Source organism: Sellimonas intestinalis, assembly GCF_001280875.1.
GTDB classification, from domain to species: domain Bacteria; phylum Bacillota; class Clostridia; order Lachnospirales; family Lachnospiraceae; genus Sellimonas; species Sellimonas intestinalis.
Genome location: NZ_LGAJ01000005.1, coordinates 57,624 through 69,117, shown reverse-complemented (window position 1 = coordinate 69,117; position 11,494 = coordinate 57,624). Strand labels below are relative to the sequence as shown.

At 47.5% G+C, this 11,494-nt stretch carries 12 protein-coding genes; 5 read left to right on the top strand and 7 right to left on the bottom strand.

Features of this window, described 5'->3' with window-relative positions; all coding sequences use genetic code 11:
- Positions 1–33: 33 nt before the first annotated feature.
- From AOA56_RS06145 to AOA56_RS06130, 4 genes are all read right to left on the bottom strand, one after another.
- Positions 34–1,119 (bottom strand): M24 family metallopeptidase, encoded by a 1,086-nt coding sequence (locus AOA56_RS06145; RefSeq protein WP_024731727.1) that lies wholly within the window; start codon positions 1,117–1,119, stop codon positions 34–36.
- Between the two features lie 197 nt (positions 1,120–1,316).
- Positions 1,317–1,625 (bottom strand): MGMT family protein, encoded by a 309-nt coding sequence (locus AOA56_RS06140; protein ID WP_024731726.1) that lies wholly within the window; start codon positions 1,623–1,625, stop codon positions 1,317–1,319.
- Between the two features lie 27 nt (positions 1,626–1,652).
- Positions 1,653–3,539 (bottom strand): heavy metal translocating P-type ATPase, encoded by a 1,887-nt coding sequence (locus AOA56_RS06135; RefSeq protein ID WP_053769173.1) that lies wholly within the window; start codon positions 3,537–3,539, stop codon positions 1,653–1,655.
- Between the two features lie 101 nt (positions 3,540–3,640).
- Positions 3,641–3,859 carry a cation transporter gene (locus AOA56_RS06130; protein WP_024731724.1) on the bottom strand — a complete coding sequence of 73 codons (219 nt, stop codon included), beginning with the start codon at positions 3,857–3,859 and terminating at the stop codon, positions 3,641–3,643.
- A 232-nt stretch (positions 3,860–4,091) separates the two neighbouring features.
- Here AOA56_RS06130 and AOA56_RS06125 point away from each other — a divergent pair, with 232 nt between their 5' ends.
- From AOA56_RS06125 to AOA56_RS06115, 3 genes are all read left to right on the top strand, one after another.
- On the top strand, positions 4,092–4,475 hold the full coding sequence (locus tag AOA56_RS06125) for an ArsR/SmtB family transcription factor (RefSeq protein WP_048620653.1): 384 nt from the start codon (positions 4,092–4,094) through the stop codon (positions 4,473–4,475).
- Positions 4,476–5,504, top strand: coding sequence for a helix-turn-helix domain-containing protein (locus AOA56_RS06120; RefSeq protein WP_053769172.1), 1,029 nt, complete (start codon positions 4,476–4,478; stop codon positions 5,502–5,504).
- A 202-nt stretch (positions 5,505–5,706) separates the two neighbouring features.
- Positions 5,707–8,361: a heavy metal translocating P-type ATPase gene (locus tag AOA56_RS06115; protein WP_053769171.1), complete on the top strand. Its 2,655-nt coding sequence runs from the start codon at positions 5,707–5,709 to the stop codon at positions 8,359–8,361.
- Between the two features lie 83 nt (positions 8,362–8,444).
- Here the strand turns inward: AOA56_RS06115 and AOA56_RS06110 are convergent, their stop codons facing one another.
- Entirely contained in the window at positions 8,445–9,044 is a 600-nt protein-coding gene (locus AOA56_RS06110) for an HD domain-containing protein (protein WP_024731720.1), read from the bottom strand.
- A 211-nt stretch (positions 9,045–9,255) separates the two neighbouring features.
- On the opposite strand from AOA56_RS06110, the gene AOA56_RS06105 reads away from it, so the two are divergent.
- Both AOA56_RS06105 and AOA56_RS06100 read left to right on the top strand, forming a co-directional pair.
- Positions 9,256–9,441 carry a ferritin family protein gene (locus tag AOA56_RS06105; RefSeq protein ID WP_024731719.1) on the top strand — a complete coding sequence of 62 codons (186 nt, stop codon included), beginning with the start codon at positions 9,256–9,258 and terminating at the stop codon, positions 9,439–9,441.
- An 11-nt stretch (positions 9,442–9,452) separates the two neighbouring features.
- The gene (locus tag AOA56_RS06100; protein WP_238117680.1) at positions 9,453–9,713 is read left to right on the top strand and encodes a spore coat protein; all 261 of its coding nucleotides are present in this window, start codon (positions 9,453–9,455) and stop codon (positions 9,711–9,713) included.
- Positions 9,714–9,907: 194 nt separating this feature from the next.
- Here AOA56_RS06100 and AOA56_RS06095 read toward each other — a convergent pair whose 3' ends face one another.
- Positions 9,908–10,879 carry a P1 family peptidase gene (locus AOA56_RS06095; protein WP_053769259.1) on the bottom strand — a complete coding sequence of 324 codons (972 nt, stop codon included), beginning with the start codon at positions 10,877–10,879 and terminating at the stop codon, positions 9,908–9,910.
- A gap of 17 nt (positions 10,880–10,896) precedes the next feature.
- The gene (locus AOA56_RS06090) at positions 10,897–11,442 is read right to left on the bottom strand and encodes a GNAT family N-acetyltransferase (protein ID WP_024731717.1); all 546 of its coding nucleotides are present in this window, start codon (positions 11,440–11,442) and stop codon (positions 10,897–10,899) included.
- Positions 11,443–11,494 lie beyond the last annotated feature (52 nt).

Genomic DNA, 11,494 nt, shown 5'->3' with positions numbered 1-11,494 from the left:
GGGAATCAACCCGCGCCTTAACATATTCTAAACTTATTCTTCCGGAACTACAATCAGATCCTTTGTAAAATGGTTGAGCACTTCGCATCCGTCCTCTGTCACAATAACAAGGTCCTCAATACGAACTCCAATGCCTTCGTCCATCAGGTAGATACCAGGCTCGATGGAGAATACCTGTCCGACCTGAATGATATCTTCATTTACAGAAGATACATCGCCATATTCATGGTCTTCCATACCGATGGAATGTCCGGTTCTATGTGTAAAGTATTCACCGTATCCCTTCTCTGTGATGTAGTTACGGCAGGCAAGGTCTACGTCGCACATTCTCGCACCCGGTCTTACCGCATCGATACCTCTCTGCTGTGCTTCTTTAACAACCTCGTATACTTCTCTCGCCTTATCGGAAACCTCTCCGATGAAGACAGTTCTCGTCATGTCAGAGCAGTAATCATTTAAGATACCACCGATATCCAGAACTACGCTGTCACCACGTTTACCCTTTGTATCATCTGTCACATGATGCGGATCCGCGCCGGATTTTCCGTACGCTGTGATAGGATCAAAGGAAACTCCGGAATGTCCGGACGCTGCGTACATCTCGCGAACTTTCGCGTTCAGCTCATTCTCTGTATATCCCTTTACTACAAGCGGAATCAGCTCTTCCATGATCTTGTCATTTGCAAGAGATGCTTCTCTCATCAACTGCTGCTCATGCTCATCCTTTACCATTCTGACATAATCCACAATCATGGAACCATTAAGGAACTTGCTTCCTGCGCCTAATTCCTGAAGTCTTAAAAGGAATCTTGCCGGCCAAACCTTATCGATACCGATCGGTTTGTCCTTCTCAACGAATTTGCTCAGGATCTCAACAGCATCCTCAACATCATCGTACCATACGAGCTCTACGCCCAGGTCTTTCTCCTGTGGGAATAATTTGTTGATTACCAGTTTATGATTTCCGTTAACATTCAGATAGAGAGCTAACATTCTCTCTCCTGGATGAATCCATTTCCCTGTTAAGTAATAAATGGTCGGCGGATCGGAAATGATCATCTGAGGCATTCCCTGCTCTTCCATTTTAGTTAAGATTCTTCCTAATTTTGCTTGATCCATTGCTAATACCCCACTTTCAATATGTATTTATCTAGCTGTATTTATTATAAGCTTGCCCCAGTTAAAAGTCAATCGTCTGTCAACAGGAACACAAACACCGTTTCAGTAACTCCTTTATTGTCTTTTTCTATATATATTTATCGGAGGTTTCTTCTGTATGTACACTGCATGGGCGCTGATCCTACCGCCATGCGGCCTCAGCAGTCCCAACGGCAGCGTTTTAAGTCCACGTGGTTCTCATCTTTAAATGGAACATCCTCATCGTCCAGCAGAAACCGCTGCTCCCGCCAGCCTGGTGCCAGACGCCCCGCATGGTTTACTACTCGGTGACATGGATAGTTCCCATAATACGATGCCATGCCAAGCACTTTTCCTACCAGCCTTGCATTTTTCTCCCGGCCGATCAGTCTTGCAATCTGACCGTAGGTGGCAACTTTTCCCTCCGGAATTTCCTCCACCACAGATAAAATCTCATAGATCAGCCCTTCATCCATTCCCTGTTTCATATCGGAATCCTGTTCCTCCTCATTTTGCTACAGCTTTTTTACAAAGAGCGCCCGGATGGCATTGAGTACCGCCAGGATCATCACCCCAACATCCGCAAAAATGGCAAGCCACATATTTGCGATACCAATGGCTCCCAGAAACAGGCAGATCAGCTTGATGCCGATGGCAAAAACAATATTCTGGTAGACAATGCCAAGGCATTTCCTGGAAATCCGGATGGCTTTTGCAATCTGCATCGGATCGTCGTCCATCAGAACCACGTCTGCCGCCTCGATGGCTGCGTCCGATCCCATGGCACCCATGGCAATGCCAATATCCGCCCGCCGAAGAACCGGAGCGTCATTGATACCGTCACCTACAAAAGCAAGCTGTTCCTTTTCTGGCTGTTCTTTCAAAAGCGCCTCCACTTTCTCTACTTTATCCGCAGGAAGCAGTTCGCTGTACACTGTATCAATTCCCAGGTCTTTTGCCACCTGATCTGCCACCTTTTTAGCGTCCCCGGTAAGCATTACTGTCTTACGTACGCCCGCTCTTTTCAGCATCCGAACGGCCTCCTTGGCACGCGGTTTCACAATATCGGAAATCACGATGTGTCCTGCATACTGACCGTTCACCGCCATGTGAATGATCGTTCCCACCGAATGACAACTCCTGTACGGAATACCAAGATGATCCATCAGTTTATCGTTTCCGGCCGCCACTTCCACTCCATCCACCAGCGCAGTGACGCCGTTTCCGCTGATCTCCCGGATATCCGTCACCCGCGTCCGGTCAATCTCTTTTCCGTATGCCTTTTTCAGACTTTTACTGATCGGATGAGAAGACGCACTCTCCGCAAGCGCCGCATATTCCAGAAGCTTCTGATCTTCTATCTCATTGTGATGAATACCATTCACTTCAAATACGCCCTGCGTCAGCGTACCTGTTTTGTCAAAGACAACCGTCCTGGTTTTAGACAATGTTTCCAGATAGTTAGATCCCTTCACCAGAACTCCCGCATTGCTTGCTCCACCAATTCCCGCAAAAAAACTAAGCGGAATACTGATGACAAGCGCACACGGACAACTAATGACAAGGAAGGTCAGCGCCCGGTAAATCCAGGTTTCCCATCCTGCTGGAAGTCCAAGTACAATCATACGCACAAGCGGTGGCATAAACGCTAGTGCCAGTGCCGCATAACAGACGGCCGGTGTATAAACCCGCGCAAATTTTGATATGAAGTCTTCGGATTTTGATTTACGGGAACTTGCATTTTCTACCAGATCCAGAATACGGGATACGGTCGACTCCCCAAATTCCCTAGTCGTCCGGACTCTCAGTACACCTGTCATATTAATACATCCGCTGATAATATCATCCCCAGGTTTCGCGTCCCTTGGAAGACTTTCTCCTGTGAGCGCACTTGTATTTAAAGTAGAATCTCCTTCTACGATCACACCATCGATCGGCACCTTTTCTCCCGGTTGTACAATAATCATGCTTCCGATCTCCACCTCGTCTGGATCCACTTTCTCAAGTCTGCCATCCAGCTCCACATTGGCATAATCAGGCCGGATATCCATCAAATCGCTGATATTGCGTCGGCTCTTTCCCACCGCATAGCTCTGGAACCACTCTCCTACCTGGTAAAACAGCATTACGGCAATAGCCTCCTTATAATCCCCACTCTTCTCATAAAGTGCCAGGGCTATTGCTCCGACAGTCGCCACCGCCATCAAAAAACACTCGTCGAAGACCTGACCGTTTTTAATCCCTTTGATTGCTTTCCATAAAATATCATACCCGATGATCAGATATGGAATCAGATACAGTACAAATCGGATCCACCCTTGCGCCGGGACAAAATTCATTGCAATCAAAAGCGCAGCAGCAGCCAGAATCCGAACGAGCATGATTTTCTGCTTTTTCCTCATCTTTTTTCCTCCTATTATATATGTTCATATATTCATATGTTGATTCTAAGAAACGCACCGCAGAAACAGCTCTCCACGGTGCCTTTTCCGAAGGAAATCTTCTACAGAAAGATTTCACAGTCGGATTCTACTTTCTTACAGTTTTTCAGAACTTCCTGCATCACGTCTTTCGGATTCTCTCCATCCTCAAACTCCACATTCATCTTCAAAAGCATGAAGTTTACTACTGCGTCTTTCACTCCGGGGGTACGCTTTGCGGCATCCTCCATCTTATTTGCACAGTTTGCACAGTCCACGTCAATTTTATAACTCTTCTTCATCTTTTCACTCTTTCCTTTCTTTTACTATTATTCAATTAAGCAATCGTTTAATTGTTGTCTCTATCTTATCACAACTGCTGCCACGGTCAATGGGCTTAACAGAATCCCTTCCAAACCGGTCAAATCTATTTCCATTTGGGCAAAAACAGTTTCTTAATTTTGCTCCCTTGGCTCCTTGTTTTCTTGACTGTGGACTGTTATAGTAAATGCAGTAGCAAAGGAGGCTTGACTTATGAAAACATTACCCCATGACCATGGCCAGAAATTCGAGCAGATGTGCGAACAGATTCCTGGACCGGAAGCGTTCCAGATTGTGGCGGATCTATTTAAACAAATGGGAGATCTGAGCCGGGTGCGGATCTTCTGGCTGCTCTGCCACTGCGAAGAATGTGTCATCAATATCTCTTCCCTTATGGAAATGAGCAGTCCGGCAGTCTCCCATCATCTCAAGCAACTGAAAATGACCGGACTGATCATCAGCCGCCGGGAGGGTAAAGAGGTCTATTATAAGGCTGCTGACACGGTACAGGCACAGATGCTCCACCATATGATCGAGCAGGCTATTGAGATTTCCTGCCCTTATTCCATTGACGACAGACAAAAGGAGGACGCATAAATGAAGAATGAACCGTTACTTCAGATTGCCTCACACCTCTGCCACATTCCGGGAGGCACATTCATGGTAAAACAACACCCGGCAGACACCAAAAGATCCAGTCTGTTTATGGATTCTTTCCAGACACGGACGTCCGGCAAAGGTCGGATGGATATCTACCAGGTCTTTCCCGGCATCCATCTCTCGCTGAATCTCTTTCTGGCGGATCAAGTATCTTTTCGCCACAACGCCGACCAGCATATCCTGGAAATCACTCACTGTCACCTGGGGCGCATCGGCTGGAATTTCCATAGCGGGACTTCTGTTTATCTGGGAAGTGGAGACCTCTCCCTCCAGAGTACCGACTGCTGTGCCGATTCCGTTATGGCGTTTCCTCTTGGATACTGCGAGGGAATCAGTATTTTTATTCATTTAAAAAATCTCTCGGACCATCTTCCACCTGTACTTGAGGACGCTGGTCTGGATATCAACCGCATAGACCGGCTTTTCTGCCGTGGCGATACATCCACCGCCTTTCCGGCCAGCCCAGATATCGATGGAATCTTCCGACCTCTTTACGGCCTCCCGGAACATCTCCGTCTACCGTATTTCCGGCTGAAAGTCCAGGAGCTGCTTCTGTTTCTCTCCCGCCTGTCCCCGGAAGACTCCGGACTTGCCCAATATCAGTCCCGGCAGACCGCCTTGATGCAGGAAATCCATCATCAGCTCACCGAACACCTGGACCGCCGCTATACGATTGAGGAACTTTCCCGGCAATATCTGATCAATACATCCTCTCTAAAAGAGACATTCAAGGGTGTCTACGGTATGCCGATTGCTACCTATATGAAAGACTACCGAATTCACAAGGCGATGGAGCTATTGCAGCATACTGACGAGAGTATCGCCGAGATTGCCGCCAAAATCGGGTATGAGACACAGGGGAAATTTACCAAGACATTCAAGGACTTCACCAACCTTACACCAAGCACCTATCGGAAAAAATACAGGGAGGGGACTTTACCGTACGACAGAAAAAGGACAGACTAGCAGCGGATGTCTGTCCTTTTTCTGTGTGTCTTCTTCCATTTGGGCTAATTTTACTTCCAATCGGGCAAGTCAAACAACTCTGTTTTGGATTATACTAGAATCATGCATATACATATACCCCGTATATGTGTACGCAACCAGCATAGAAATGAAATGGCCGTGTATGGTAATAAAAGTGGTACGGCCAGAAAGGAGAATCGATATGCAGGAAAAATACAATGTGACCGGCATGAGCTGTGCTGCCTGCTCTTCCCGTGTGGAAAAAGCAGTCTCGGCTCTTCCCGGTATGAAAGAGTGTTCGGTCAACCTTCTGAAAAACAGTATGGTTGTTCAATATGATGAAAAGACATTAACTGGCACCGATATTATTCAGGCCGTAGAGAAGGCCGGATACGGCGCCTCCCTTCTGACAGGCAGCCAGAAAAAGGCAACCAACGTGTCTACAGAGCAGTCTGTTTCCGCTAACGCAGCCAAAAAAGAGTACGAGACTATGAAGCGTCGGGTCATCTGGTCCTTCGTCTTCACCGTTCCCCTCTTTTACATTTCCATGGGAAAGATGCTCGGCTGGCCACTGCCGGGATATTTTTTGGGAATGGAAAATTCTATGATTTACGCGTTCACCCAGTTTTTACTTTTGATTCCGGTCGTATTTATCAATTCCAAATACTTCCGTGTCGGATTTAAGACGCTGCTTCACCGCTCGCCAAACATGGATTCCCTGATCGCCCTCGGTTCCGGGGCCTCCCTCGTTTATGGCGTCTACGCGCTGTATAAAATCGCGTATGGCTTTGGACACGGAAATGTGGATCTCGTGCACCAGTTTTCCCACGACCTTTACTTCGAGGGCGCCGGAACGATTCTGACGCTGATTACCCTCGGCAAGTTTTTGGAAGCCCGCGCAAAAGGGAAAACATCTGACGCCATCAATAAGCTTCTGAATCTTGCGCCAAAGACCGCTACGATACTCCGGAATGGTGTGGAGTCCATCATTCCGATAGAAGAGGTAGAAAAAGACGATATCCTGATTGTCAAGGCTGGAGAATCCATCCCGGTGGACGGAATTCTCACGGACGGTACGGCCTCCATTGATGAATCGGCCATAACTGGAGAATCCATCCCGGTGGATAAGCAGGCCGGCGATAAAGTCATCGGCGCTACCGTTAATAAAAGCGGATACTTCCAGATGCAGGCAACCAAAGTCGGGGAGGAAACCGCCCTGGCACAGATTATCCGTCTCGTCGATGAAGCAACTAGCTCCAAAGCACCCATTGCCAAGCTGGCAGATAAGGTAGCCGGCGTCTTCGTCCCAATTGTCATTGTAATCGCTATCATCTCGGCTGTTGTGTGGATGATCTGCGGCGCCACTTTTGAATTTGCCCTCACCATTGCCGTCTCCGTTCTGGTTGTCTCCTGTCCGTGTGCTCTCGGACTGGCCACGCCGACCGCAATCATGGTCGGAACCGGGCGGGGCGCTGCCGGTGGTATTCTGATCAAATCCGCCGAAGCTTTGGAGACTGCTCATTGCGTCCAAACCGTTGTCATGGACAAAACAGGCACCATCACCCGGGGTGAACCAGTAGTCACGGATCTTGTCTGCGAACCTGACATACCAAAGACACGACTTTTGCAGATAGCCGCCTCTCTGGAAAAACTTTCGGAGCATCCACTTGGCCGCGCCATTGTGGCAGAAGCAGAAAAACAAAAGATCTCCTACCTCCCTGTCCATAATTTCCGCCAGATACCAGGACAGGGCATCAGAGGAATGATCGAAGGCATAGAGTACCTTGCCGGAAATCAGAAAATGATGGATGCATTTAACATTCATGGTACTGCTCTTGAACAGCTCCAAGATCGCATGGCTTCCGAGGGGAAGACGCCATTATACTTTGCGGGAGCCGGAAAACTGATCGGCATCATCGCCGTGGCAGACGTAGTAAAACCGACAAGTCGTCAAGCCGTTAAAGAATTGCAGGATATGGGGATTGAAGTCGTCATGCTCACCGGAGATCACAAAAAGACCGCTGAGGCTATCCGCCGCCAGGTCGGTGTGGATCGTGTCATCGCTGAAGTCCTCCCGGAGGATAAGGAACAGGAAATCCGCCGCCTCCAAAAGAGCGGCAAAAAGACTGCCATGGTCGGCGATGGCATCAACGACGCTCCGGCCCTTGCCAGAGCAGATGTAGGAATTGCCATTGGCGCCGGAACAGATGTGGCGATGGAATCCGCCGATATTGTTCTGATGAAAAACGATTTGTTGGATGTTGCAGGCGCTATTGAACTGAGCAAAGCAACCATCCGCAATATCAAAGAAAACCTCTTCTGGGCTTTCTTCTATAATATTATCGGCATACCGGTTGCGGCCGGATGCTACTATGCCGCTTTCGGTCTGAAGATGAATCCGATGATCGCCGCCCTCGCCATGAGCTTCAGTTCCGTCTTTGTTGTGAGCAACGCTCTGCGCCTGCGCTTCTTCAAACCAAAGCACGGAACAGCAACCACACCGGCTGATATCGGGTCCACCTCTGAATCCGTTGTTGTCACGCACACGACGATAGCAGAACATGTCTCCCGCGAGGAAGCTTCCTCCCTGGATGACTGCTGTCAAAATAAAATGAATCAAACACAAGGAGGTACCACAATGAAAAAAGAACTCTCTGTAGAAGGCATGATGTGTCCAAATTGCGTGAAACACGTCACCAACGCACTGAACGCCATCGAAGGCGCCGCTGACGTTACTGTCAGTCTTGAGGCAAAAACCGCGACACTTTCCGTACCGGAAACCGTTACCGATGAGATGCTGAAAGCAGCCGTTACCGAAGAAGGCTATAAAGTGACCGGAATTCGGACGCTCGCATAAAAACGCGCCATCCCCAAAAGAAGCCGCGGAGGAATCCATGTCTTCCTAATCATGGATTCTTCTCCCGGCTTCTTTTTCTTTTTTCACATTACAACTTCATACAGCGGCTTTCCCATCTTCTTCTCAAAGTATTCTTTTAACGCTATATTTCTGTCCCACTTTTCCTGCGGATAATATCCATACCGGCTTTTCACGTCATTCATTCGTTCGTTAAGCGGCACAATTCCCTCTGCTGTGGCAATCGCGTCACAAAGTTGAATCAGATAATCATACTCATCATATTCCATGTTCCCAAGCAGCTCCTCCAACACCTTCTGATCCTCGTCTTCCAGATCAAACTTGCCAATATAATCTTCCATCTGCCGCAAATTGAACGAATGACTCAGCGCTACTCTGGCGGCTCTTTCCCAGCCAAGCTCCATCAGGTAACGGTAACCATCGTAAACATGTGCCAGATATGTAACTCCATACCTACGGCCAATATCATGTAACAATCCACATATCACCGCCTGTTCCACATCCAAATCCGGACATTGCGACGCAATTTTTCCTGCCGCCTCCGCCACAAACTCACTGTGCCGGATCCACGGCCCCGGATTTTGTTTCCCCGCCTCAAAAAGTAAGACTTTGGCGGCGGTAAGGGTATGGGATTCCGTAGAAGTAGTTCGTTGCTTTTCGTTCATTTTAACCCCCTTTTCTTCTCCAGATCTGCAACATCATTCTGAAATCTTTTTCTCCAGTTTACCAAAATACGAAAAAAATGGATAGACAGGATCATCAAATTTTTCTTCTTTTCCACAGCCAATTCGCAGGAAGTGCAATAAAATCCGAATAGAAACTGAATTTTCGTACACCCTATTATTGTAAGAATAATCGATAAAGGAGGTCACCACCATGGCACAGTTGTCAGAAAAAGAGCTGTCCGCTCTGAATGATCTGCTTGCGGACGAACAATTATTAACAAAGAAATTCTCTATGTTAGCAAAGCAGACTAATGATTCGGAAATTCAGCAGAAATTTGAACAGATATCCCAACAACATCAGGGACATTTTAATGCTTTATATGAGTATTTGAAATAGGAGGTATGACGATGCAGGATTTTACAGACAAAGAAATTTTAGGAGACGGTCTTTCCACACAAAAATCTACTACAGAAAAATTTAATACCTTTGCCGGAGAATGTGTCCACGACGATCTGAGAGGAACCATGATGAAAATTTTGGAGCAAGAACACTCTATTTCCACCGATGTATTTAATATGATGCACCAGCGTGGTATGTATGAAACTCCTCCGGCGGAAGAGAAAAAAATCATGGAAGCAAAACAGAAATTTTCCCAAAGCGTAAAATAAAACAACAGAAAAAATTATAAAAAAGAATCCTGTTTGGCAGGATTCTCCGCCTGCGGCGGGTCGCTTCAGCGGCAGCTTCCACTCCGCCGCAGTGCGATCCGTACGGAGCGTTTCTCATTTCATAGGAAACTGCGTTCCTATGAAATGAGAAAGGAGCCCACAGACGGGCTCCTGAATACATAGGTCGAAAATGCTTACTTCTTCGTCAACAGTTCCCTCGTCGCCGGATATCCGTAAGCACTGTCGGCATGTTCCACTGCTCTTATAATCGCCTCCGAGATCACCCTTGCGGCTAAAGTACCGACCACATCCAGATCTGCGTTGACCTCGCCAAGCGATACCGCATAAATACTGTCTCCATCTGCAGTAGTGTGAACCGGGCGGATGGAACGGGCATAGCCGTCATGTGCCATTCCGGCAATCTTTCCAAGCTTTGTCTTATCAAATCTGGCATTTGTAAAAAATACGGCGATCGTTGTATTTCCTACGAATTTATTATCCATCACTTCATTGATATTCAGCAGTTCCATCTCAGAATCACCAAAACTTCTCTTGTTCTCCGCTAACAGTCCGGCTACTTTCTGACCTGTCTTCCAATCATAGACGTCTCCAAGCGAATTGACAGCAACAACAGCGCCCGCCATCAGGGCGCCTGACTTTACCGCATAGCTTCCGATTCCGGATTTCATACAGAAATCCATACCCTTTAGCTTCCCGACTGTAGCGCCTGTACCTGCGCCATAATTTCCATCCTGATAGTTGAAAACCTCAGCATTTTCACAAGCGCAATATCCCATCTTCTTATCAGGACGAATCCTTTCGTCCCCCACACTCAGGTCAAACAGACAGGATTGGCAGACCAGAGGAACTTTTGTGACGCCCACATCGAACCCGATATCTCGTTCCTCCAGATACTCCCTCACTCCATTTGAAACTTCCAGCCCAAACGCACTTCCACCGGATAGCACAATGGCATGGATCTTTTCCGCCGCCGCCATTGGCTTTAACAACTCGCTTTCTTCTGATGCCGGTCCTCCTCCCCGTACATCAAGTCCGGCCGGAGCTCCCTTTTCAAAGAGAAATACCGTACAGCCCGTTCCCGCATCTGTATTTTCCATATTCCCGATTTTTAAATTCTTGAATTCCGTAATAGGGATTTCGAACATCATTGGCACCGCCTTCCTTATACGTTTCGTTTCAGCCATTCTTTTTTTGTCATACTGTTCACATGTTCTGTACGAATTTCATGCAGGAGCGGAACGTCAACATTTTCCGTTGTCCATTGATAGCGAAAACCAACCTTTTCCTGCACACGCTTTGATTTCTCATTTCCGGCATAATAAGCACACCAGATTCTGGCCATACCGATATCCTCAAAGCCGCGGCGAATAAGCTCCGACGCTGCCTCCGGCATCATGCCTTGTCCCCAAAACGGCTTACCGAGCCAATAGCCCAGCTCACACTCATCGTCCCGTGTCGTCAGATTTGTATGGCCGTTAAGCATCAGCTCGATACTGCCGATAGCAATATCATCTTCTTTCAGGCATATCGCATAACATTCTTTCCCACAAAAAACATTTTGGATGACCTCTTTGCTCTCTTCCAGACTTTGGTGCTGCGGCCATCCGGCAGCCGGCCCCACATCCGGATCACTTGCATATTGAAATAGGGATTCCACGTCCGATTCTCTCCACGGACGAAGAATCAATCTTTCAGTTTGTAGAACCATTGCGAACTCCTTTCTGTCAATAACATATTTCTACCTCTATTTTAGCAGCTAT

Excerpts from the sequence above, each read along its gene's own strand:
- AOA56_RS06120 (WP_053769172.1), top strand. The coding sequence starts at position 4,476 with ATGAAGAATGAACCGTTACTTCAGATTGCCTCACACCTCTGCCACATT.
- AOA56_RS06110 (WP_024731720.1), bottom strand. The coding sequence starts at position 9,044 with ATGAACGAAAAGCAACGAACTACTTCTACGGAATCCCATACCCTTACC.
- AOA56_RS06145 (WP_024731727.1), bottom strand. The coding sequence starts at position 1,119 with ATGGATCAAGCAAAATTAGGAAGAATCTTAACTAAAATGGAAGAGCAG.
- AOA56_RS06105 (WP_024731719.1), top strand. The coding sequence starts at position 9,256 with ATGGCACAGTTGTCAGAAAAAGAGCTGTCCGCTCTGAATGATCTGCTT.
- AOA56_RS06140 (WP_024731726.1), bottom strand. The coding sequence starts at position 1,625 with ATGAAACAGGGAATGGATGAAGGGCTGATCTATGAGATTTTATCTGTG.
- AOA56_RS06115 (WP_053769171.1), top strand. The coding sequence starts at position 5,707 with ATGCAGGAAAAATACAATGTGACCGGCATGAGCTGTGCTGCCTGCTCT.
- AOA56_RS06135 (WP_053769173.1), bottom strand. The coding sequence starts at position 3,539 with ATGAGGAAAAAGCAGAAAATCATGCTCGTTCGGATTCTGGCTGCTGCT.
- AOA56_RS06090 (WP_024731717.1), bottom strand. The coding sequence starts at position 11,442 with ATGGTTCTACAAACTGAAAGATTGATTCTTCGTCCGTGGAGAGAATCG.
- AOA56_RS06095 (WP_053769259.1), bottom strand. The coding sequence starts at position 10,879 with ATGTTCGAAATCCCTATTACGGAATTCAAGAATTTAAAAATCGGGAAT.
- AOA56_RS06125 (WP_048620653.1), top strand. The coding sequence starts at position 4,092 with ATGAAAACATTACCCCATGACCATGGCCAGAAATTCGAGCAGATGTGC.
- AOA56_RS06100 (WP_238117680.1), top strand. The coding sequence starts at position 9,453 with ATGCAGGATTTTACAGACAAAGAAATTTTAGGAGACGGTCTTTCCACA.
- AOA56_RS06130 (WP_024731724.1), bottom strand. The coding sequence starts at position 3,859 with ATGAAGAAGAGTTATAAAATTGACGTGGACTGTGCAAACTGTGCAAAT.